Origin of the sequence: Kocuria gwangalliensis (assembly GCF_039544365.1) — a bacterium.
Lineage (GTDB): Bacteria > Actinomycetota > Actinomycetes > Actinomycetales > Micrococcaceae > Kocuria > Kocuria gwangalliensis.
This window is the reverse complement of record NZ_BAABLN010000015.1, coordinates 1-22595: the sequence shown is the minus strand read 5'-3', so window position 1 is coordinate 22595 and position 22595 is coordinate 1. Positions and strand designations below refer to the sequence as shown.

At 66.0% G+C, this 22595-nt stretch carries 19 protein-coding genes; 13 read left to right on the top strand and 6 right to left on the bottom strand.

All coding sequences use genetic code 11. The features are described from left to right. Nucleotides 1-8 precede the first annotated feature (8 nt). From ABEA06_RS07200 to ABEA06_RS07190, 3 genes are read left to right on the top strand one after another with little or no spacing between them, the layout of a single operon-like run. Nucleotides 9-782, top strand: coding sequence for a DUF4232 domain-containing protein (locus ABEA06_RS07200; RefSeq protein WP_303382080.1), 774 nt, complete (start codon nucleotides 9-11; stop codon nucleotides 780-782). Beyond that, nucleotides 772-5601: an ATP-dependent helicase gene (locus ABEA06_RS07195; RefSeq protein WP_345311061.1), complete on the top strand. Its 4830-nt coding sequence runs from the start codon at nucleotides 772-774 to the stop codon at nucleotides 5599-5601. The genes ABEA06_RS07200 and ABEA06_RS07195 overlap by 11 nt, the downstream gene beginning before the upstream one ends. 6 nt (nucleotides 5602-5607) lie before the next feature. After that, entirely contained in the window at nucleotides 5608-6642 is a 1035-nt protein-coding gene (locus tag ABEA06_RS07190) for a DNA-formamidopyrimidine glycosylase family protein (RefSeq protein WP_345311050.1), read from the top strand. 51 nt (nucleotides 6643-6693) lie between these two features. Here the strand turns inward: ABEA06_RS07190 and ABEA06_RS07185 are convergent, their stop codons facing one another. From ABEA06_RS07185 to ABEA06_RS07170, 4 genes are all read right to left on the bottom strand, one after another. Then, entirely contained in the window at nucleotides 6694-7938 is a 1245-nt protein-coding gene (locus ABEA06_RS07185; protein WP_345311049.1) for a heparan-alpha-glucosaminide N-acetyltransferase domain-containing protein, read from the bottom strand. Nucleotides 7939-8264: 326 nt separating this feature from the next. After that, on the bottom strand, nucleotides 8265-8663 hold the full coding sequence (locus ABEA06_RS07180; protein ID WP_345311048.1) for an LGFP repeat-containing protein: 399 nt from the start codon (nucleotides 8661-8663) through the stop codon (nucleotides 8265-8267). Further along, the gene (locus ABEA06_RS07175) at nucleotides 8639-9022 is read right to left on the bottom strand and encodes a CAP domain-containing protein (protein ID WP_425559506.1); all 384 of its coding nucleotides are present in this window, start codon (nucleotides 9020-9022) and stop codon (nucleotides 8639-8641) included. Before ABEA06_RS07175 ends, ABEA06_RS07180 begins: the two co-directional genes overlap by 25 nt. A 408-nt stretch (nucleotides 9023-9430) precedes the next feature. Further along, nucleotides 9431-10414, bottom strand: a complete 984-nt coding sequence (locus tag ABEA06_RS07170) for a pseudouridine synthase (RefSeq protein ID WP_345311046.1) — start codon at nucleotides 10412-10414, stop codon at nucleotides 9431-9433. 64 nt (nucleotides 10415-10478) lie between these two features. Here ABEA06_RS07170 and idi point away from each other — a divergent pair, with 64 nt between their 5' ends. The 3 genes from idi to ABEA06_RS07155 all read left to right on the top strand — a co-directional run bounded on the left by idi (nucleotide 10479) and on the right by ABEA06_RS07155 (nucleotide 12863). Further along, on the top strand, nucleotides 10479-11021 hold the full coding sequence (idi, locus tag ABEA06_RS07165; RefSeq protein WP_345311045.1) for an isopentenyl-diphosphate Delta-isomerase: 543 nt from the start codon (nucleotides 10479-10481) through the stop codon (nucleotides 11019-11021). Between the two features lie 46 nt (nucleotides 11022-11067). Next, complete coding sequence (locus tag ABEA06_RS07160; protein ID WP_345311044.1) at nucleotides 11068-12240, top strand: glycoside hydrolase family 76 protein; 1173 nt, start codon at nucleotides 11068-11070, stop codon at nucleotides 12238-12240. Between the two features lie 80 nt (nucleotides 12241-12320). Continuing rightward, nucleotides 12321-12863 (top strand): NUDIX hydrolase family protein, encoded by a 543-nt coding sequence (locus ABEA06_RS07155; RefSeq protein ID WP_303383595.1) that lies wholly within the window; start codon nucleotides 12321-12323, stop codon nucleotides 12861-12863. Between the two features lie 220 nt (nucleotides 12864-13083). Here the strand turns inward: ABEA06_RS07155 and ABEA06_RS07150 are convergent, their stop codons facing one another. Further along, on the bottom strand, nucleotides 13084-14151 hold the full coding sequence (locus ABEA06_RS07150) for an FUSC family protein (protein ID WP_345311043.1): 1068 nt from the start codon (nucleotides 14149-14151) through the stop codon (nucleotides 13084-13086). A gap of 82 nt (nucleotides 14152-14233) precedes the next feature. Here ABEA06_RS07150 and tgt point away from each other — a divergent pair, with 82 nt between their 5' ends. From tgt to ABEA06_RS07130, 4 genes are all read left to right on the top strand, one after another. After that, a complete protein-coding gene (gene tgt / locus ABEA06_RS07145; RefSeq protein ID WP_345311042.1) occupies nucleotides 14234-15517 on the top strand; it encodes a tRNA guanosine(34) transglycosylase Tgt in 1284 nt (427 codons plus the stop codon). Nucleotides 15518-15660: 143 nt separating this feature from the next. After that, nucleotides 15661-17439 carry a biotin carboxylase gene (locus ABEA06_RS07140; RefSeq protein WP_345311041.1) on the top strand — a complete coding sequence of 593 codons (1779 nt, stop codon included), beginning with the start codon at nucleotides 15661-15663 and terminating at the stop codon, nucleotides 17437-17439. A gap of 1 nt (nucleotide 17440) precedes the next feature. Then, complete coding sequence (locus ABEA06_RS07135) at nucleotides 17441-18634, top strand: serine hydrolase domain-containing protein (protein ID WP_303382929.1); 1194 nt, start codon at nucleotides 17441-17443, stop codon at nucleotides 18632-18634. Then, nucleotides 18634-19488 (top strand): MBL fold metallo-hydrolase, encoded by an 855-nt coding sequence (locus ABEA06_RS07130; RefSeq protein WP_303382928.1) that lies wholly within the window; start codon nucleotides 18634-18636, stop codon nucleotides 19486-19488. The genes ABEA06_RS07135 and ABEA06_RS07130 overlap by 1 nt, the downstream gene beginning before the upstream one ends. Nucleotides 19489-19533: 45 nt before the next feature. Here the strand turns inward: ABEA06_RS07130 and ABEA06_RS07125 are convergent, their stop codons facing one another. Continuing rightward, nucleotides 19534-20280 carry a queuosine precursor transporter gene (locus ABEA06_RS07125; RefSeq protein ID WP_303382927.1) on the bottom strand — a complete coding sequence of 249 codons (747 nt, stop codon included), beginning with the start codon at nucleotides 20278-20280 and terminating at the stop codon, nucleotides 19534-19536. Between the two features lie 131 nt (nucleotides 20281-20411). Here ABEA06_RS07125 and ABEA06_RS07120 point away from each other — a divergent pair, with 131 nt between their 5' ends. From ABEA06_RS07120 to ABEA06_RS07110, 3 genes are all read left to right on the top strand, one after another. Continuing rightward, nucleotides 20412-21239 (top strand): hydroxymethylpyrimidine/phosphomethylpyrimidine kinase, encoded by an 828-nt coding sequence (locus ABEA06_RS07120; protein WP_345311040.1) that lies wholly within the window; start codon nucleotides 20412-20414, stop codon nucleotides 21237-21239. Between the two features lie 227 nt (nucleotides 21240-21466). Then, nucleotides 21467-22132, top strand: a complete 666-nt coding sequence (locus ABEA06_RS07115; RefSeq protein ID WP_345311039.1) for a TetR/AcrR family transcriptional regulator — start codon at nucleotides 21467-21469, stop codon at nucleotides 22130-22132. 60 nt (nucleotides 22133-22192) lie between these two features. Continuing rightward, complete coding sequence (locus tag ABEA06_RS07110; RefSeq protein ID WP_190806647.1) at nucleotides 22193-22486, top strand: type II toxin-antitoxin system VapB family antitoxin; 294 nt, start codon at nucleotides 22193-22195, stop codon at nucleotides 22484-22486. Nucleotides 22487-22595: the final 109 nt, after the last annotated feature.

Here is a 22595-nt window from a genome sequence, read left to right as displayed (position 1 = left end):
CTGTTGCCATGAGGAGAATCACTCTCGCCCCCCAGAGCAATCGCACCGGCACCCGTCCCGCAGTGATTGCAACCGGCCTGGCCGCCGTGCTGTTCTTGTCCGCCTGCGGTGCCGGTGATGACACCGCCGCCGACGAGCAGTCCGCCACGCAGTCACCATCCGCGTCGGTGAGTGCCACGGCATCCGAATCGCCGGCCACGTCGGCGACCCCTGAGCCGACCCAATCCGCCTCCGAGGCCGCGCAAACGGAGGCGGGACCCGAGGCCCCGGGACCCGAGCGCACGGCGTCGGCGCCCGAACTGGGCATGCCGCCGGCGGTGCCGTTCACCCCGCCCGCCACGGACGGTCAGAGCAACCCCGGCGCGCAAGCCGGTTCGTGCAGCGTGTCCCAGCTGTCCGGAAACGTAACACCCAATCAGGGTGCTGCGGGATCGGTGCTCGCCTCCGTGAACCTGACCAACACCGGCAGCGAACCGTGCGTGTTGCACGGCTACCCGGGGGTGTCCTTCGTGGACCCCAGCGGTGGCACCGTGGGTGCTCCCGCGGCCCGCGACAGTGCTGCCTCCGGAACCGCCGTCACCCTGCAGCCCGGTCAGTCCGCCTCGGCCCCGCTGAAGATCACCCAGCCGGGTACGATCGGGCAACTGTGCAACCCGCAGCAGGCCAACGGCTTGCGCGTCTACCCGCCGGGCAGCTATGAATCCCTGGTTCTGAGTTACCCCGGCCAGGCGTGTGGCAACCCCAAGGTCGAGCAACTCCAGGTGCGTGGCTTTGGGTCCTGACCCGTCCCTGAAGCTCTTCTCACCCGCGACGGCCACCTGGTTCGACGCCGCGTTCGACGGCCCCACCGCCGCCCAGCGCGGCGCGTGGGAGGCCGTCTCGGCGGGCCGCCACGCCCTGGTGGTCGCCCCCACCGGGTCGGGTAAGACCCTCGCATCCTTCCTGTGGGCCATCGATCAGCTCATCACGCGCCCCTCCGACGATGACACCGATGAGCACACCTCGGTGCTCTACATTTCCCCGCTCAAGGCCCTGGGTGTGGACGTGGAGCGCAACCTCCGCGCACCGCTGATCGGCATCACTCAGGCCGCGAAGGCCGCGGGCATCGCCCCGCCGGACGTCTCCGTGGGTGTGCGTTCCGGTGACACCCCGCAGGCCACCCGGCGAGCGCTGTTGGCCCATCCGCCGGACATCCTGATCACCACGCCCGAGTCGCTGTATTTAATGCTCACGTCCAAGGCGCGGGAAACGCTCCGGCAGGTGAAGACCGTAATCATCGATGAGGTGCACGCGGTGGCCGGCACCAAACGCGGGGCGCACCTGGCGGTGAGTCTGGAGCGGCTCGACGATTTGCTGGACCAACCCGCCCAGCGCATCGGCCTGTCCGCGACCGTGGAGCCGGTGGAGACCGTGGCCGGCTTCCTGGGCGGCTCACAGCCGGTGACGGTGGTGCGACCGCCGTCCGAGAAGGACTGGGACCTCACGGTGTCCGTGCCGATTCCGGACATGACCGCGTTGGGTGGCGCCTCGGCCTCGCCGTCCACGGCGGACTCGGCGAACGTCGACGCGAACCTGGAGGCCTCCGACTACCAGGCGACCGCCTCGATCTGGCCTCACGTGGAGGAGCGGATCGTGGACCTGGTGGAGCAGCACCGCTCCACGATTGTTTTCGCCAACTCCCGCGGACTGGCCGAGAAGCTCACCGCGCGGCTCAACGAGATTCACGAGTTCCGGCTCAACAATGCGCCCCCCGGCACGGAAGACCCCGAGCAGGCCGAGTCGATTGCGACCACCGATGCCGAGACGACCGGTGAGTTCGCGGACATCTCCCGGCAGCACAATCGCTTTGAAGGGGCCACCTCCGTGCTGGCCCGCGCGCACCACGGTTCGGTGTCCAAGGACCAGCGCAGCCTGATCGAGGAAGACCTCAAGACCGGTCGGCTGCGCTGCGTGGTGGCCACGTCATCCCTGGAACTCGGTATCGACATGGGGCACGTGGATCTGGTGGTTCAGGTGGAGTCGCCGCCCTCGGCGTCCTCGGGGTTGCAGCGCGTGGGACGCGCGGGCCACCAGGTGGGCGAGGTCTCGATCGGGCGCATGTACCCCAAGCACCGCGGTGACGTGCGCGATGCCGCCGTGATTTCCGAACAAATGCTCGCCGGTCGCCTGGAACCCCTCGCGGTCCCCGCCAACCCGTTGGACATCCTCGCCCAGCACACGGTCTCCACAGCGGCCGCCGAGGACGTGGACGTGGAGGCCTGGTTCGACACTCTCCGCCGCTGCGCCCCGTTCCGGAATCTGCCGCGCTCCGCCTACGACGCCGTGTTGGACCTGCTCGCCGGGCGCTACCCCTCCGACGAATTCGCGCACCTGCGACCCCGCGTGGTGTGGGATCGCGAAACCGGCACGCTCCAGGCCCGGCCCGGGGCGCTGCGTCTGGCCGTGACCTCCGGCGGCACCATTCCCGACCGCGGGCTGTTTCCCGTGTTCCTGGTGGGCGATCAGGACGGCAAGAACCCCAAGCGCGTGGGCGAACTCGACGAGGAAATGGTCTACGAATCCCGCGTCGGGGACATCATTGCCCTGGGCGCCTCCAGCTGGCGGATCGAGGACATCACCCACGACCGCGTGGTGGTCTCCCCCGCCCCGGGAGTTCCCGGCAAGCTCCCCTTCTGGCACGGCGACGGACTGGGCCGGCCCGTGGAACTGGGGCGCGCCGTGGGCAGTTTCACGCGTGAGATCGGCGGGGCCTCGCAGGTGGGCGCCCGCGAGCGCTTGGCCGCCGCCGGGCTCGACGAGTGGGCGCAGGACAACCTGCTCGCGTACCTGAACGAGCAACGCCAGTCCACCGAGCACATTCCCGATGACCGCACCCTGGTGGTCGAGCGGTTCCGCGACGAGTTGGGCGACTGGCGCGTGGTGCTGCACAGCCCGTTCGGCAAACCGGTGCACGCCCCCTGGGCGCTGGCCGTGGGCGCTCGCCTGGAGGAACGCTGGGGTCTCGACGCCGCGTCCCAGGCCGGTGACGACGGCATCGTCCTGCGGGTGCCCGCCATGGACGAGGAACCGCCCGGGGCCGAGCTGTTCCTCTTCGACCCGGACGAGCTCGAGCGCACGGTGACCGAGGAAGTGGGCGGTTCGGCGCTGTTCGCGTCCCGGTTCCGGGAGAACGCCGCCCGCGCCCTGCTGCTGCCGCGCAGCGATCCGGGTAAGCGCACCCCGCTGTGGCAGCAACGTCAGCGTTCGGCCCAGCTGTTGGACGTGGCCCGCAAGTATCCGCAGTTCCCGGTGATCCTGGAAACGGTGCGCGAGTGCCTGCAGGACGTCTACGACCTACCCGCCCTGCTCCGGTTGCAACGTGAGCTGGCCGGGCGGAAACTGCGCATGGTCGAGACCACCACGGACACGCCCTCTCCTTTTGCGCGCACCCTGCTGTTCGGCTACGTGGCGCAGTTCCTCTACGAGGGCGATTCCCCGCTGGCCGAGCGCAAAGCCGCCGCGCTGTCGCTGGATCCGGCATTGCTCAACGAATTGCTGGGCCGGGCCGAGCTGCGGGAACTGTTGGATCAAGAGGTCATCGAGCAGATGGTGGCCCAGCTGCAGCGGCTGGCCCCGGACCGCAGGTTGCGCGGGGTGGAGGGCGCGGCCGATCTGCTGCGCCTGCTGGGCCCGATGACTCCCGCCGAGACCGCAGTGCGCCTGCGCCCGCAGGACTCAACGGAGACCGACGACGTGCACCTGGGCGAGTCCGACGCCAAGGCCCTGCTGGAGCAGTTGGTCGGCACCAACCGCGCGATCATCATGCGCGTGGGCGGCACGGAGGTCTACTGCGCAGTGGAAGATGCCGCCCGCATGCGCGACGCCCTGGGGATTCCGCTGCCCATGGGGGTGCCGCTGGCGTTCCTGGAACCGGTGGCCGATCCCGTGGGTGACCTGGTGTCCCGCTACGCTCGCACGCACGGCCCGTTCAGCGTGACCGAGGCTGCCACGGCGCTGCACCTGGGCCCGGCCGTGGTCGAGTCCGCGCTGCGGGCCCTGGGCACACAGCGCCGCGTCAATGAGGGTGCGTTCCGTCCCAGTGGCGACCCGGCGGCGTCGGACTCGGAATGGTGCGATATCGAGGTGCTGCGCACACTACGACGCCGCTCGCTCGCCGCGCTGCGCGAAGACGTGGAGCCGGTCGCGCACAGCGTCTACGCCAAGTTCCTGCCGGCGTGGCAGCACGCGGTCAAGGGCCATCAGTTGCGCGGGCTGGACGGTGTGCTGACCGTGATCGACCAACTCGCGGGGGTGCCGATTCCGGCCTCGGCGTGGGAGCCGCTCGTGCTGGCGCAGCGGGTCGTGGGGTATCGCCCGGGGATGCTCGACGAGCTCATGGCCACCGGTGAGGTGCTGTTCTCCGGAGCGGGTTCCCTGGGAGGCGAGGACGGCTGGGTTGCGTTCCACTTGGCGGAGTCCGCGGAGCTGTCCCTGCCGCCGGTCGAAAAGCTGCAGGTTACGGCCTCGGAATTGGATTCCGAGCTGGAGAAGCAGGTGCTCGCGGTGCTGCAGGGCGGCGGGGCGTATTTCGCGTGGCAGCTGATCGAGCCGCTGAGCCAGGCGGGGCTGACCGCGGGCATGCCGCAGCTGCGGACCGCGCTGTGGAACCTGCTGTGGGCCGGACTCATCACCAATGACACGTATGCGCCGGTGCGGGCGCTCATGGCCGGCGGGCATTCCTCCCACAAGACACCCAAACGACCCGCCCGCTCACGCGCGGCCGGGCGGCGCGGCGCGGCTCGGTTGCGGGGATTGTCCCGGCCGGGGGCGGCGTCGGGCGTGGGCGTCTCCTATGAAAGCGCCGGTACCGATGCGGGTGGTCGCGCGGTGCGCGCCCAGGGCGGTGCCGAGGAACGCACCACGGCCGGCCGCTGGTCGGTGCTGCAACCCGAACCCCTCAATGCGACCGTGCGGGCGCAGGCGCAGGCCGAGCTGTTACTGGATCGCTACGGGATTCTCACGCGCGGCCCGGTGGCCGTGGAGGACGTACCGGGTGGCTTCGCAACCGTGTACAAGGTGCTGCGGGCGTTGGAAGATGCGGGGCGCTCCCGGCGCGGCTATTTCATCGAAGGCCTGGGCGCCGCGCAATTCACCCAACCGGCAACGGTTGATACCCTCCGCAGCTTCACCGAGGACGATTCGGTGCGCGCCCCGGAACCGCAGGTCCTCGCGTTGGCGGCCACCGACCCCGCGAATCCGTACGGTGCCGCGTTGGACTGGCCGGACGCCGTGGCGCTGGAGTCCTCGACCAAGCACCGTCCGGGGCGAAAGGCCGGTGCGATCGTGGTGCTCGTGGACGGCAATCTGGTGCTCTACCTGGAGCGCGGCGGCAAAACCGCGCTCGCGTTCACCTCCGCCGAGAGCGAGCTGCGCCTGGCCGCCGAGGCCGTGGCCGCGCTCGTGCAACGCCGCGCCGTGGACTCACTCGTGGTGGAGAAGGTCAACGGTGAATCCGTGCTGTCCTCGATCGAGATGGTCACTGCACTGCGCGAGGGACTGTTGTCCGGAGGCTTCTACCAAACACCACGCGGGGTGCGCATGCGGGCCCCGCTGAGCGGGTGATGGCCCATGCCAGAGGGTGATTCCGTCTACCGGCAATGCAAGATGCTCCGCGAGGCTCTCAAGGGGCACGTACTGGATTCCTCGGATCTTCGGGTGCCCGCGCTGGCGACCACGGACCTGTCCGGGCGCACGGTGGTGGATGTGGTGCCGCGGGGCAAGCACATTTTGATCCGGTTGTCCGCCGCCCCCAATGCTTCCGAGCTGAAGTCCGGGGCCGAACCGCTCACCCTGCACTCGCACCTGATGATGGACGGGACGTGGCGGGTGTTCGAGCGTGCCGTGGCCGCCCAGGATGGTGCGGAACGTGAATCGGGGGCGCGGGCGGCGTCGTCAGCCGGGACAGCCCCGGCGGTTCGGGGACGGCGCGGTCGGCAGCCCTATCGCCGCTCCGCGAGCGTGCGTTCCCGTGCGGAGGCTCGCACACCGTTGAGCGCGGACGTGTCCATTGGGCAGGGTTCGCACACGATTCGCGCGATCCTGCGCACCGCCACCGTGGATGCCATTGGTTTCGACGTGAAGGACGTGCGGTTGGTGCCCACGCGGCTCGAGGACCAAGAGCTCGTGGGTTTTCTGGGCCCGGACATCCTCGGCCCCGATTGGAACCTGGACGAGGCGCTGCGCAGGCTGCGGGCCCAACCGGATCGCGCGATCGGCACGGCGCTGATGGACCAGCGCAATCTTGCAGGGATCGGCAACGTGTACCGGGTGGAGGTGCTGTTCATGACGCGCACCAATCCGTGGGCGCCAGTGGGGTCCCTGCCCGAGGGGAAGCTCACCGAGATCGTGACGCTGGCGCACAAGCTGCTCAACCTCAACCGCGATCGGCCGCTTCGCTCCACGGTGGGCCACCCCGCGACCGGCCGCCCGCTCTTCTGGGCGTACGGCCACTACGACCAGCCGTGCCGCCGCTGCGGCGCGCGCCTCAAGCGCGGCGAGATCGACGACGCCGCCCCGTCCACCACCGAAGCCCGCGGTGCTTCCGCGGTTCAGCACCTGCGACAGATTGCGTGGTGCCCGACATGCCAGAGCGGGGGCGCCTGACCCGCCACGGGCCCATCAGCGGCTGATCGAGCCGTTTCGACAGCCTGGGAGTCAGCGGCTCGCGCCCATTTCTGGGTTATTTGCCGCCCCGCCCAGCACGATCCTGCGCGCCCCGGTGACTGCGTACCCGATCACCCGTTCAAGAGGGCCCTTTCCCAGGTTGAGGTACCACGCCATGGCAAAGGCCGCGGCGACCCCCAGGTGAATCACGTACCACAGGTAGGGACGGTCGTAGTGAACTTCGAAGGACAGCGCCACCAGGTGGGCCGTGTAAATCGTGAGCGTCATGATGCCCATGGCCGTGAATGGCAACAGCCAGGCACCGACCTTGCGGGCGATCAGCAAGAAGGCACCGAGAGCACCCATGGCCACGCCCAAGCTCGCCGCAAGCGCCAAGGGCGTGTCCGTGTGCGGCGTGGTGATCGCCAACCACCATGGCGTGTCGGTCGGGAATCCGTCCGGTCCCCACGTCAGCCACTCGTTCAGGGTGCTCACCCGTAGGTCCGAGGTCTCCAGTAACCGCTGGTAGCCGCCCAGTCCGTACAGCAGGATGTATGACGTGAGGTGCGCGAGAACCGCCACCCCCACGCCCACCACGAGAATTCGCACCTGAGTGCCGATCTCGCGCAGATTCAACCGTCCGATGCCCATCCCGGTCAGCAGGAACGTCATGTATTGCAGCGCCGGATAATTACCCGTCAACAACAGCTGCGATGCCGTGGGCACCGGTTCGGCGAGCACAGTGCCCAGGGAGGGATTGTAGGAACTCCAATTGGGTAGGACATCGAGGAGACTCTGCATCAGCAGTGGAGCCCCAATGGCGAAGATCGCCGCCGAAACGAACAGCATCCTGGGGCCGACCCGCAGGAACGGGATCGCCAGCAGGAAGAACACCCCGTAGTAGATCAGGATGTTGTAGGCGGGAGGGTTCTCGGGCATCAGGGTGCCGATCCACAGTCCCACCACACTGATCAGGATTGCCCGCACGGCTATCCCGGCCCGGTTCGCTGTCATGCGCCGACCCTCGTGCGGGTGCCTGCCTCCTGTGCTCAGCGCCAGACCGACCCCGGCCAACAGCGCGAAGAGAGCCGCTGCATTGCCGGAGAACAGTCTCCAGCTCAGAGTCGCGTCTCCGGTGGTCTCGTTCCACGCCGGTAGAAGGTGGGTCGCCATCATCCCGGCCAGTGCCAGTCCCCGGGCAGCATCGATGCCCACCAATCGTTTGGATGACGTTTTCGGCGCCACTACTACTTCGCCCGGGCGATCGTTGCCCGCCTCGGCTGCTGTCGCGTTCATGCTTCCCCCATAGATGCCTTGCCTGCTCGGAGCACAGACGCACCCCCCAAGGTAGCGTCTCGCCTCGCTGTAATCATGCGCCGGGCAGCGCCATCTTCTCACCCGAATTCTTTGCTAACGCTGAGAGAACCTAAAACGTACCTTTCGGATTTGCAAATGGCGCTCATTAGAGGGCCTGGCGTCCAATGCCGCGGCAGGTAACCCCGGACACACGTCAGTGGCCCGTTACCGCTGCTGCGCAGCGATAACGGGCCGTTCCTGCCGAGTCTAACGACGCCGACGGAGCCGTTTTTCGGGTTCGCCCAGGCTGGGCGCGCAAAGGTGACCTACCGCGTAACCCAGGTTTTCCCGGTCACCGAGGACCAGTGGGCAACGTAGCCGTTCGAGAAACGCTGCTGAACTTCGCTGCCGACCCGGTACTCCTCGGTGGTGGGGTAACCCCAACCGCGCTCGAACCCTGCCCTCTTCCATGCACTCCCAATGGCACCGGTTTCCTTGACCGCGTGCGCACCGCTGGCCGGGGACCACATGATCTTGTGCTCCACCCCCGCTGCGTTGCGGAAGACCTGATACACGCCGCCGTTGAGGAGCCCGCCGCGCTCGTTGGTGATGGGATAGCCGATGACCGCGGCTCCGCCCAGGGCGTTGTACCGGGCCTTGATACCGCCCTTGACCGTGTAACCGGTGGCCGGTGTGGGGGTCACGGTGCGGGATTGCGTGGCCACCCCGCCGAGAGGACTTCCGGAAACGGTGGTGGACACATCGGATGGCCCCTNTCCACGTGGGTCAGACCTATGCCGATGACCGTCATTTTCGGATCGGTCAGTACCTTGTTGTGTCCGTTGGACCCCTTCCACCATTGCACGAGGTCGGTGACGGAATTTTGATACGAGAGAGCGTGAATTTCTCCCGCCGCGTTATATCCGGCGGCGCGCGGGTCGGTCTGGAATGTATTGCTGTGATCAATGACTTCCTGCTGCACCAATCGGTTGGACTGACCCTGAGCTATACCGGACAAGCTGGCCGAGTATTTTACCGGAGCCAATCCCTTTGATTTCCGGTGAGCATTGATTTGATTGAGCATGTTCTGCGCATCAGAGGCGCGACTTGCCTGGGAGACAGAGACAATGTCCGCGGTTGCGGCGTGGGCCGGTGCCACGGTTGCCAAACCACCGAGCACGATGCAGGCGGCTGTAGTGGTGGCAATGAGTCGATGGGTGGATCGACGTTTGGGGGCGGCGTGTCGGGGGGTGCGGTACTTGAACATCAGTATCGGGCCATTTCGTCGTCGGGCGCAGAAGTGCGCAGAGTCATCCAATGACCAGACGAAATTGCGCACGGGGGGCTGCGTCAAATAAGCGGTTCAGAAAAAGAGCACCGTCCACCGTGAGGTGGCTGGGGGGAAGTAGAGCCACGGTTGACACTACATGCAAAGACGTTATCTTGCCGTTATACACCACATTGTTTCAAGACAATTTTTTCATGCGAGCGATCAATGGGAATCCCTGCCCGGTGCCGCATGACTACTGGGCGTCAACCGAGAATTGATCGTCACCGGATCCCCCGTTATGGGGTGCACAAACGTCATGGACCTCGCGATCAACTGCATGGGGTTGTCCGGATCCTCCACATCGAAATCTTCACGCGGCACCGGGTAGAGCTTGTCATTTCGTAGCGGCAGCCCCAGCGAGGTCATGTGCACGCGGATCTGGTGGGTGCGCCCTGTCAGCGGACGCACGTCGTAGAGCCCCCACTCGCCGGAGCAATCGGAAAATGTGGACACCAACCGCACGTCCGTGATCGCGTTGATCCCCCCCGGGCCCTCGCGGGCCTGCAGCTCCCCTTGGGTTTTGCTGATCCGCGATTCCACGCGCACCGGGTCGATTCCCACCCGATCATTGAGTGCAGCCACCGCCCAATACGTTTTGGACACCGACCGTTCCTCGAACATCTTGTGGAACGCCCCGCGATCCTCGCGCCGCTTGCACAGCAGCAGGACCCCACCGGTGGAACGATCCAACCTGTGCAGTGCGGAAATCTCATCGTTGGCGAACTGTACCCGCCCGGCCACCACCGCGCTGCGGCGCACATTCTCGCCCTTGGGCGTGCTACACAGCCCGTGGGGCTTGTCCACGGCAATGATCCACTCATCCTCGTAGAGCACATCCAGGGTGACGGGAGCGGCGTCGTCGTCGGGAATGGGCCGGTGGAACCACACGGACGTGCCCGGCGCGTACGGCGAGGAGGTGGTGACCACGGCGGCGTCGTCGAATACAACGCGGCCGGCCGCGACCTCGTCCGCGAACCACGCGGCGCTGTCGGGGAACCGCTGCATCACGTATGAAACGGCGGTTGTGGGCAAGGACCCCAGGTCCACCAGAACGGGATCCGGCGCACCCGGCCCCGGCATCCGCACCCGCGTTGGCCCCACCCCGCGGTCCATGGGCAGGGGCGGTGCCGTGCGACGTTTCCTCATATCGTGTGAGACCTGCCAGCTACCATGGGCTGGAACCTAACACACCACCTCGAGGCGGCTCATCGTGACCCAGCAGACCACCGCGGAGCACGTGGTGCTCCTGGACGACCAGCACCGGCCCAGCGGCACCGCTCTCAAGTCGGAGGTCCACACCGAGGACACTCCCCTGCACCTTGCCTTTTCATGCCACGTGCTCAACACCAAGGGTGAGGTCCTGGTGACCCGTCGCGCGCTGAGCAAGAAGACCTGGCCGGGCGTGTGGACCAACAGTTTCTGCGGCCACCCGGGCCCGGACGAGTCCTTCGAGTCGGCCATCGCGCGTCGCGCGCAGCAGGAGCTCGGCCTGGAAATTCGCAATATCGCCCCCGTGATCCCGGAATTCAGCTACCGCGCCACGGATGCCTCCGGAATCGTGGAGAACGAGTTCTGCCCGGTCTTCGTGGCAACCACCGATTTCGAGCCCGAACCCGTGGAGTCCGAGGTCGCCGAATACGCCTGGGCCTCACCTCAGGACTTGGCCGGTGCCGTGCAGCGCGCCCCGTTCGCGTTCAGCCCGTGGCTCGTTTCGCAGATCGCGGAGCCAGAGTTGCAGGCCCAGCTCGGCTAGGCCGATAGGCTCGGTCCGTCCCGTTTTCCGGCCCAGGAGCACTGTCATGTCCGAATCCCCGGCGTACCGCGCCGCAAAAGCCGCGCACTCCGTGGATCACTTGTTCGGCTCCCGCGCACTGCGCATGCCGGGCACCTATCTGGGTGCCGTGGCTTTCCCGCACCCGCGCGTGGGCCCGTGGCATTACTGGTGGCAGGCCCATCTCCTGGACGCACTGGTCGACGCCGCCACCCGCGAGCGCCTGGCCGGTCATCGTGACCGCGCCGCCCGCCTCCGTTCCCGCGCCCACCACCTGTTGCGCGGCATGGCCGTCCGCAGCGGCGGACGAGTCACCAATAACTTGTTCTTCGACGACATGGCCTGGCTCGCCCTGGCCCTGGGACGACTGCGCGAGGAGGACCTCGAAGCGACCGGCACGTGCGGCAAGGACGTGCTCAGCGCGGGCAGCTCGCTCATGAGCCGGCTGGATTCCGGCTGCGACTCCAACCTGGGAGGCGGTACGTGGTGGAACACCACCCGCGATTACAAGAACACCGCTGCCACGGCTCCCACTGCACTCGCGCTGCTGCGGACCCACCGTGTCGCGGAAGCCCGCGACCACCTGAACTGGTTGTTCGACACCCTGTGGGACGAAAAACGTGGCGCTTTCCTGGACGGCATCCGCTTGGTTGCCGCCGGGTCCGGCACGGAAACCACGGCCGTGGATCGCGCACTGTACAGCTACAACTCCGGCCCGGTGCTCGGCGCGGTCCTGGAGCTGGCCGAGCTCACAGAGGATCCCGGGGGGCGGCAGTTGTGGTCGGATCGCGCGGCCGCCATCGTGCACGGTGCCGCCGAGCAGTTCACCGAGGAAGACCCCCTCGGGTCGCCCGTGCTGCGCGCCCACGGCGGCGGGGACGGCGGGCTGTTCATGGGGATCCTGGCGCGCTATCTGGGCCAGGCGGCGGCGTCGTCCTTGGTGGGCCCGGAGGCACGGAACCTGGCTCGCGAACTCGTCGAGGAAACCGCCCGGGCGCTGTGGGACAGTCGGCGCGAATTCGATCCGACCGAGGACTTCTCCACGCCCGGCCCGCAGCGACATGAGGGCCAAACCGTGGCTGTGTTTTCCCCCGAACCCGCGCGGCACTCGAACGAGGCGCAACGGGTGGGAGCCCCCGTGGAACTGAGCACGCAGGTGCAGGCGTGGACCGTTCTGGAGGCCGCCGCGCGCCTGGCATGAGGTTCGGCTGTGCGCTGAACGACCCCGCTAATCCGGCCCGCGGCATGGCCCCAAAGGGTGTGCTGCGGTAGAAACACTGTATGAGTTCTGTACGTACTCCGGACCCTAATCCAGGCTGGCTCAACGAGGACGACCTCAATCACGCCCGGTCGTTGCTGCCCATCGTCTACGTCCAGGCGATTCCCGTGCGCCTGGACCCCCTCGGCTGCATTTCCGAGATCGGCCTGCTGCTGCAAGGGACGTCGGAGGGCCACATGGTGCGCACCTTCGTCTCCGGGCGGGTGATGTACCGCGAGACCGTACGCGCGGCGCTGTTGCGGCACCTCGAGAAGGATCTCGGCTCGCTCGCGTTCCCGCAGATGCCGTCTTCCACAGTGCCGTTCGCGGTCTCCGAATTCTTCCCGTCCCCGTCCGAGACCGGGCTGACCGACGACCGCCAGCACGCCGTGGCCCTGAGTTACATCATCCCGGTGCGCGGCGAATGCGAACCGCGCCAGGACGCCCTGCAGTTGTCATGGATGACCCCTGACGAGGCACTGTCGGCGAGCGTCCAGGGCGAGTTCGAAGGCGGCCGCGGGGATCTGATCCGCCAGGCCATTGCCCACGCCGGCTGGGGCCGCTGAATCTCGACGACGCCGCCGCTGGGTCGCGTTTCGCGCACTTTCCCCCCGGGAGCATTCGGCCCGCGGACATCCGGGGTTGAGGAACGCACCTGAACATCTGGGGCAGAGGATCGCGCCTGGAACCCGGTGTTTTCTACGAACCTGTGCCAGAAATGTCTCCGAGGTGCTCCGCCCGGTCTGCGACAAGGCCCGCAGTTCCATGGCTGCCCCGGCTCACACGTCAGCCCCGCGGCTCCTCACCATTGGCCGCCTGGCGGATCAGCGGAACGGCACGGGTGTCCGCTTCACGCTCCGAGCGGGACCGGAAGAAGTACACGACCGCCAGACCGCACACCGCGCCGATCACGGTTTCCACCGCGCGGGCCTGCAACAGGGACAGTGTCTCCACCGGGTGGGCCAGCTGGGTCATCAGCAGGGCCAGCGGAGTGATGAACAACAGCGCAATGGAGTAATTGCGGCCGATGAACAGCTCGGCCAGGAACTGCAGGATGATCACGAACACCACGATGTGCCACGTTTCCAACTGCATGGACAGCAAGAACGCCGTCACCCCCACGCCACCCAGCGTGCCGACCATGCGGTGCACGCCGCGCTGGAGCCGGGCACTCAGGTCAGGGGCCGCGATTGGGGCGGCCGCCGCGAGCATGGCCCAGTAGCTGTGGGACATTCCGCTCAGCAAACCCAGCGCGCCGGCAACGGAGGTGGCCAGGAAGAACCGGCCGGCGTGCGACCACAGTTGCCCGGTGGCGAGTCCGTGATGGGCGGGGACGGGGGCGATGGGTCCTTGGACGCCTTCACCCACCCATTGACCGGCCAACCCCAGCGCCACGGAGAGCCCGGCGGACAGTGCCGCGATCAGGCCGGCCAACCACGGGGGAGCCGCCTCGGGCAGGGAACCGATCGCACCCACGGCAAAGATGAAGAAGAGCGATCCCGCCGGCTTCAGGTTGAGATAGGCCGCCACGAGGGCACCCACACCGGCGACCACCGCGGTGACCCCCAACGTCACCAGCTGCGCGGCACCCATGTTGGACAGCAGCGCACCCAGCAGGATGCACACCAACAGGATGAGCGCCGCCTGCGATTGGTGCTTGAACCGATCCCGGATGGGTTCGTTGCGCGCGTAAATGGAGGTGAACGCACCGAAGGCCGCGTAGATCGCCAGGTCCGTCCGATCCAGGGCCAGCAGAACCAGCAGGGGTATGGCCACGGACAGCGCAATACGCGCCGCCGGGATGTGATCCCGCTGGGATGGCGGGAGGGCGAAGAACTGGGCAACCGTGCTCACCTGGGCGCGGCCTACCTTTCTGTCCGGAACGTTGAACCGGGCCCATTCTCTCCCAGCTCGCCGGAACCGGCACAATGGTGTGGTGCCCACACCCCGTACCGAAACAGCCACCGCCGCTTTCAGCTTCGAGATCGAAACACGCCTTCGGGACAGCTCCTCCCCCGCTGCGCAGCAGATCGAGGCGAACGGTGGGCAGTTCCAGGGCCGCACCGGCACCATTCACACCCCGCACGGCGATATCCAGACGCCGGCGTTCATCCCCGTGGCCACCCAGGCCGTGGTCAAGGCCGTGCTCCCGGAGTCCATGGCGGACGAGGGCGCCCAGGCCATGTTGGCCAACGCCTACCACCTGTATCTCCAGCCCGGGGACGACATTCTGGACGCCGCAGGCGGGCTGGGCACCTTCATGAATTGGCCCGGCCCGACCTTCACGGATTCCGGCGGCTTCCAGGTCATGTCCCAGGGCTCCGGCCTGGGCAAGGTCATCGACATGTCCACGGTCAAGGAACCGCTCGGTGACGACGACGTCGCCAAGGGCCAGGAACGCATGGCCAACGTTGATGACGACGGCGTGTGGTTCCGTTCCTACATCAACGGGGATCTGCATCGGTTCACCCCGGAAAAATCAATGCAGATCCAGCACAACCTGGGCGCGGACATCATGTTCGCCTTTGATGAGCTCACCACGCTCCACAACTCCCGCGGCTATCAGGAGGAGGCGTTGGAGCGCACGCGTCTGTGGGCCCTGCGCTGCATTGCGGAGCACCAGCGCCTGACCGAGGAGCGCTCGCACAAGCCCTACCAGGCGCTGTTCGGAGTCATCCAGGGCGCTCAGTACGAGGACCTGCGCCGCACGGCCTGCCGGGACCTGTCCACCATGGGATTCGACGGTTTTGGCATCGGCGGGGCCTTGGAAAAACAACAATTGGGGACAATTGTTCGTTGGTGCACGGAAGAGTTACCGGAAAATACTCCGAAACATCTTCTGGGAATTTCCGAGCCCGACGATATTTTCACGGCCATTGACAACGGTGTGGACACCTTCGACTGCGTTTCCCCCACCCGCGTGGCCCGTTCTTCCGCGGTCTACTCTCCGACCGGTCGCTTCAACCTGACCAACGTGCGTTTCGCCCGGGACTTCACCCCCATTTCCGAGACCTGCCCGTGTTACACGTGCACCCACTACACTCGGGCGTACCTGCGGCATCTATTCAAGGCCAAGGAGCGCAACGCGGCGACCCTGGCATCCATCCACAACGAACGGTTCATCCTGGACGTGGTGTCCGGAGCACGCGACGCCATCAATAACGGAACGTATTTCGAATACCGGGATAAAACTCTCAGAAATTACTACCAAATGCAATGATCACCATACTGTTTATCACCCTGGCACGGTCCCGCACTGTGAAATCTTTCCTCGCAAACCCCGGGACACGCCGCTCTATGTTGTGCACCACATTCTCCGGCCTGTATAAACGGGAATCACAGCGATCCAGAGGGGTGGTCAGCATGACTAACAACAAGGACCAATCCGGTGTGGACTCCAATTCCACGCCCACACCCGCGCAAGATGCCGCGGAATCCGGCGTGAGTGCGGCTCTCGCCGGTACTCGTGCCAGCGAACCAGTCGACCAAGATTTCGTTTCACCCCCCACCGGCGCAATTTCCCTCGTGGACCACCGCGAGGCCGAGGACACCGACCAACCGGCCCAGGGCGTGGTGCCCGGTCGCCCAGCATCCGTGGATGAATCCAACCAGGTTACCGCCGGAGGATACGGCGTGGGCGTGGACGCCAAGTACGTCCCGTCCAGCATGGCCGGGCCCACGCGGCGAGTTCTGCGCAATGTGTCCGAGGTGCGCCACTTCTTCCGCGTCAATGACACTCCCGTGTTCTTCGTGGGTGCCACCCCGTTCAACCTGCTGGGATTGGACCGCTGGGTGCGCAATCTCTCCTACATTTCGTTCTACGACGGCTGGGACGGCGCACATCCGCGCATCTTCACCCCCAAGAACAAACCCGCCCGCGAGTTCGAGTCCGGCGAGGACATCAACAACTGGCTGCTCCGCCACCATGAGGTGCGCGCCCTGATCGACTCGCGGACCCCTCAGGGAACGCGCCCCAAGATTGCTCTGGTGTTCTTCAACGAAGAAACCGAAGAAATCTGCGAGGAACTCGGCTACGACCTCATCCTGCCCAAGGCGCAATTGCGCGAAATGCTGGACTCCAAGCTGATCACCACGCGCCTGGGCAACGAGGTGGGGGCCCCCTCCGTGCCGAATATCCTCACCACCGTGGACTCGTGGGATGCCCTCAAGAAAGAAACCACCGAGAACAACCTCGGCACCGATCTGGTGGTGCAGACGGCGTACGGCGATTCCGGAAAGACCACCTTCTTCATTAATTCCGAGGAGGACTGGGACGAGTACAAGGACGAGATCGTAGGCCAAGAGGTCAAGGTCATGAAGCGCATCAACAACTTCCCCGTGGCGGTGGAAGCGGTGCGCACGGACGCCGGAACCATCGTGGGTCCGTTCATGACCGAACTGACCGGCTACCCCGAGCTGACCCCGTACCGCGGCGGCTGGTGCGGTAACGAGACGTTCCCGGACGTGCTCGATGACGAGACCCGCGCCATTGCCTCCGACATGGTTCGCAGGCTGGGTGACCGGCTGGGCGAAGAAGGCTACATGGGCTTCTTCGAGGTGGACGTGTTGATCGATCTGGACACCAAGGACGTGTACCTGGGTGAGTTGAATCCGCGGATTTCCGGAGCCACCTCCATCACCCAGGTCACCGCCGGCGCCTACGCGGACGTCCCCCTGTTCCTGTTCCATCTCCTGCAGTACATGGACGTGGAACTGCAACTGGACGTGGATGAGATCAATGAGCGCTGGGCCGAGCTGGCCGCCGTGGATGTGTGGAGCCAGGCCGTGGTCAAGGAGATCTCCCCGGGGGTCGCCCGTATCGACAAGGCACCGCGCACCGGCCAGTACTTCGTGGACGCTGACGGCGGGCTCGTCTACCGCCGCCCGGCGCTAGACTGGCACCAGCTTCAGAACTCGTCGGAAGTCTTTTTCATGCGGATCTACGGTCCCGGCGAGTTCCGTTGGAAGGGCGCAGACCTGGGCATCATTGTCTCGATCGGGCGGTTGCAGCGCGACACCGGCAATGGCACCGCGTTGAGCATCAGGGCCAAGCACTTGATTGAATCCTTCCGAGACATGTACACCGTGACTCCCCTGGTGCGTCCTGCAGGGGCCAAAGGATCCGCAGGTTTGAAGGCCTAGGTTGCTCAGCGAGACCAGCGGCTCCCCGGGTGCGGGAGTCACTCTCAACAACTGGCAGACCCCCGAGCAACTCGCGTGGTCCTTCCAGCACATCGCGGACATTCTGCCCACCGCCGCAATTTCACGGGCGGCGGCGCCCGCAGCTCCGTTCGAGAGTGCCCCCGCCCCGGTGGAGAACCTTCCCCTCGTCACGGTGGACGGCCGATTCCTCACCGTGGGCGAGGTCATGGACTGGACCTACACGGACGGTTGGCTGGTCGAACACGACGGCAAGATCCTCGCCGAGCATTACCCCGGCGGTATGGCTGCGGGTACCAAGCATTTGCTGATGTCCGTGAGCAAGTCCTTGGTCTCACTGGTTGCCGGCTCCCTGTGGGGCTCTGGGTTGCTGCACCTGGACGCGCCCGTTACCGCCTACGTGCCGCAGCTGGCCTATTCGGGGTATGCCGGGGCCACCGTGCGCGACCTGCTGGACATGCGCACCGGCGTCCGGTTCTCCGAGGAGTACACGGACCCGGACGCCGAGGTTCGCCAGCTCGAGGAAGCCATCGGTTGGAAACCGTGGACCCACCCGGGACCGCGCAGCATGTACGAATTCCTACTCGGGTTGAAGAAGGTCCGCGAGCACGGCGGAACCTTCGAGTATCGCTCCGCGGAAACCGATGTGCTCGGCTGGGTGTGCGAGGCCGCCGGTGGCGCCCGGATGCAGCAACTGATGTCCCGATTGTTGTGGAGTCGCATTGGCGCTGAAGAGGATGCCAACATCGGGGTGGACAGCACCGGCACCGGCATGTTCGACGGCGGCATCTCCGCCTCGCTGCGTGATATCGCCCGCGTGGGTCGCGTGGTCCTGGGTGACGGAGTCTCCATGACGGGCGCGCGCGTTACCCCCGCCGAATGGATCTACGACACCATGGCCGGGGGCCCGGATTCCCGCCAGGTCTTTGCCGATTCCCCCACGGACACCCGCATGCCCGGGGGCATGTACCGCAACCAGTTCTGGATCCCCCGCGAAGGTTCTGACGTGATCCTGGCCCTGGGTATCCACGGTCAGATGATCTACATCAACCGGCCGGCCCGTGTGGTGGCGACCAAGCTGTCCAGCTGGCCCGTCCCACAGGATGCATGGATGCTGCTGACCACCCTGACCGCGTTCGACACCATTGCCGCGGCCGTCCAGGAAAACCGAATTTAATGGACCCGGAAGAGCCCCACGCCCACCCCGGCGAACTTCGCCGGGTCAGCGCGTGCGCGGGTGTGATCCTGGCACCCAACCCCGGGCCCATGACGTTGGACGGAACCAACACGTGGATCCTTTCGGCACGGGGTTCCGACCCTGAGTACCCCCATTACGGCGCTCATCCCTCCGCACAAGGCAGAGGCTCGTGGCCCGGTAGCGACGTGGTGGTGGTTGACCCCGGACCCGAGGATCTGGGGCATCTGCAGGCCATCGCGAATGTCGGGAACGTGGTGCTGATTTTGATCACCCACCGGCACGGTGACCACACGGACGGCATCGACCGATTGCGCGAGCTCACCGGTGCCCCCGTGCGCGCCGTTCTTCCCGAACACTGCCGCGAGGGTGAACCACTGCGTGACGGCGACACGATCGTGGCCGCGGGGATGCGCATCCAAGTCATTGCGACCCCCGGTCATACATCGGATTCCGTGTGCTTCAGGATTCCGCACGACGAACCGGAGACCATCATCACCGGCGACACGATCCTGGGTCGCGGCTCCACGATGATCGACCATCCGGATGGTTCCCTGGGCGACTACTTGCGCTCACTCGACGTGTTGGCGCGTTATTCGGGGGCCCTGGTGCTCCCGGCCCACGCCGGCCCGCTTCACGACATCCAAGAAGTGTGTGAAGAGCTCACGGACCACCGATTGCAACGGCTGGACCAGGTGCGCTCGGTGCTCCATGAATTGGGCAGCAACGCGAGCCTGCCGGCCATCACGGATGCCGTGTACTCGGACGTTCCGCACGGTGTACGCCGCGCGGCCGAGCATTCGATTGCCGCGCAGCTGGCATATCTGGGCTATTAGACGGCCCCCGACCGCGGCCGTGGGCCAACGGTCAGAGCGTGCGAACTACGCGCGGGTTTCGACGCCGCCCTGAACCGTTCCGTAGCTCGGCTCGCGGCGCTTGATCCATCCGATCACAGCGTAGGTCAGGGGCATGATGAGCACCTCGACCAGGCACTTGTACACGTATCCCACAATTACGTAGTTGAAGAACCCGGACCACGAATCAATGCCGATGATGGGTGCGGCAATCGAGCAGAAAATAATGGTGTCCACCAGCTCGCCCACCATGGTGGAGCCGATGAGACGCGCCCACAGGTGTTTCTCCTGGGTCCTGGCCTTGACCTTCACCATGACGTAGGCGTTGAGCAACTGACCCACCAGGTAGCCGAGCAGTGAGCCGGCCACGATCAGCGGAACGGGCCCCAGTACAGCCTCGAACGCACTCTGGTTCTCGTAGAACTGCGCCGGCGGCAGGATGATCACGATCCAGAACACCGCGGAGGAGAACGCACCGAACACGAAGGACGTGATGATGGCCTTCCGAGCGGCCTTGAAGCCATACACCTCTGTCACCACGTCACCCAGCACGTAGGCCAGGGGGAACAAGAAGAAACCGCCGTCCGTGATGATCGGACCGAACTCCACCCCCTTGGTCGCGCCGATGTTGGAAAGCACCAGGATCACGCAGTACGCGGCCAGAATCAGGTCGAAGTACGTGCGGGGGCGGCGCGCGAAGGCGGGGCCGGCGGCGTCGGACGGTGCCGCGGTGGCTGAAACGTCGCGGGTGAGCGGGGTGGCGGAATGGGGCACGACAAACTCTCCACGGAATCAAGGGAAACTGGTGCGACGTCGTCTGCCACCCGGCGTCGAGGATCAGTGTAATGGTTACGCCCGTTGCGTTGAATTCGCGAGCTCGGGGATTGCAGGAGCACAATATCCCCATGACTGAAAATTCCCGCCCGCAGCCTCCCGTCGCCATGACAATCGCCGGTTCCGAAGTCACCGGCGGGGCCGGCGCGCTTGCGGATATCAAGACCTTCACGTCGCTGGGGGTTTTCGGTTCCCTGGCATTGACCTGCATTGTGGCTTTCGACCCGGAGAACGACTGGGCCCACCGCCTGACTCCCGTGGACCAGGAGACCCTGGCCCATCAGCTGCAGACCATTTCCGCCGCCTACGACCTGGACGCCGTCAAGATCGGCATGCTGGGTTCACCCGCCACGATCCACACGGTGGCCCAGGCCATGACCGACCTCAAGCCGCGTCACTTGGTCCTGGATCCCGTGCTGATCTGTAAAGGCCAGGAGCCCGGCGCAGCCCTGGACACCGACCAGGCCCTCAAGGCCGAAGTGCTGCCGCTGGCCACGTTCGTGACGCCCAATCACTTCGAGTCGTTGTCACTGTCGGGCATGGACTCGATCGACAACGTGGCGGACCTCAAGGAGGCCGCCAAGCGCATCCACGACTCCTCCGGTGCCACGGTGCTGGCCAAGGGCGGGGTACGCCTGTCCGGTCCGGACGCCGTGGACGTCTTCTATGACGGCTCCGAGCTCGAGGTGCTCAGCGAGCCCAAGGTCGGCGAGGTCCCGGTTTCGGGAGCCGGCTGCTCATTGGCCGCCGCCGTGGCTGCCGAACTGGCCAAGGGTGCGTCCGAGATCGACGCCGCGCGCACGGCCAAGGCCTTCGTCTCCGCCGGTATTCGCCACCGCCTCGATTCACGCCTCCCGTTCGAATCGCTGTGGCAGGGCGGGTTCGCCGCTGAATCCTGAGTTGCCCGCCCGACGACGCCGCGCGCGCCGGTTCCCCACGCTGGGTCCGGTGAGCGCGGCGTCGTCGTATTCGGGGCATGAGCGGGACATTTCCTGAAAGGTCTCGGTGAGATCGCTGCGCCTGGATTACATCTACCACCCCGTGCCGTTGAATGTACTGACAGAACGTCACCCGCCTCAGTCAGCACGCCCCCGGATTTACTGACGGAATCAGATAAGGTGTCAACATGCCCCGCATTTCAGCTTCCAGCAACGCAGCCCAACGCGAGCGCACCCAGCGCGCCATTCTCACCGCATTCGGGCAGCTTCTCTACACGCAGGGGCTCACCGACCTCACGATGACCCAGGTGGCCAAGACCGCGGGCGTGGGGCGCACGGCCGTCTACAACTACTTCGCGGACATGGGTGAACTACTGGTCGCCTACGCCCTGGATGAGACCGGACGGTTCGTGGCGGACCTGGAGCGGGACCTCGCGGAGACCGAGAACCCCATTGACCAATTGGGAACCTACGTGCGGGCGCAGCTCGAGGACATGAGCCGCCGCCACCTCCCCCCTGGGGAGGCCATGAAGACCGTGCTGGCGCCCGAAGATTTCGCCAAGCTCGGCAAGCATGTGGGCAAGCTGCGAGGCGTCCTGGTGGGTATTCTGGAACGCGCCATGTCCGAGGGTTACCTTCCCCGCACCGATCCGGCCCAGCTCACGCAGTTGGTGCACGGCTCCCTCGCATCCACCGCGGACCGCAGCCACGGGGCCGAAAGCACGCGCGCTCAGAAGTCTCGGATGGACGCCACCGTCCTGTTCATCCAGCGCGGCCTGGGTGCCCAGTTCGATCAGAACCTCCGCCCCGTTCAGCTGCCCTCGACCCGACCAGTTTTGAGTGTGGTTTCGTAACACGCCCCCCGTCGCACCCCACGACGCAATCACAAGGGTGCAACACACTAGGCTGAACCCATGATTTTCAAGGCCGTGGGTGATTCACGCCCCTATCCCGAACACGGCCTGGTCACACCCGCTGACTGGTCAAAGATCCCACCCAAGCAAGTGCGGCTGACCGATCTGGTCACCACTCAGTCCATGCTGGATCTGTCCAAGCTCCTGGACGCCGACTCCACATTTTTCGGCGACCTCTTCCCGCATGTCGTCTCCTGGAACGGCACGCTTTACCTTGAGGACGGAGTCCACCGCGCCCTGCGCACCGCACTCCATCACCGCTCGGTGATCCACGCGCGGGTACTTGAACTCTGAGGAACCGCCCCTGGCCGACGTACCGACGTCTTGCCTCATGTCAAGATGTCCGGATGGTGTTCGTGCTTGCCTCAGGTGAAATGTCCGCGTAGCTCACGCGGCGGGGCGG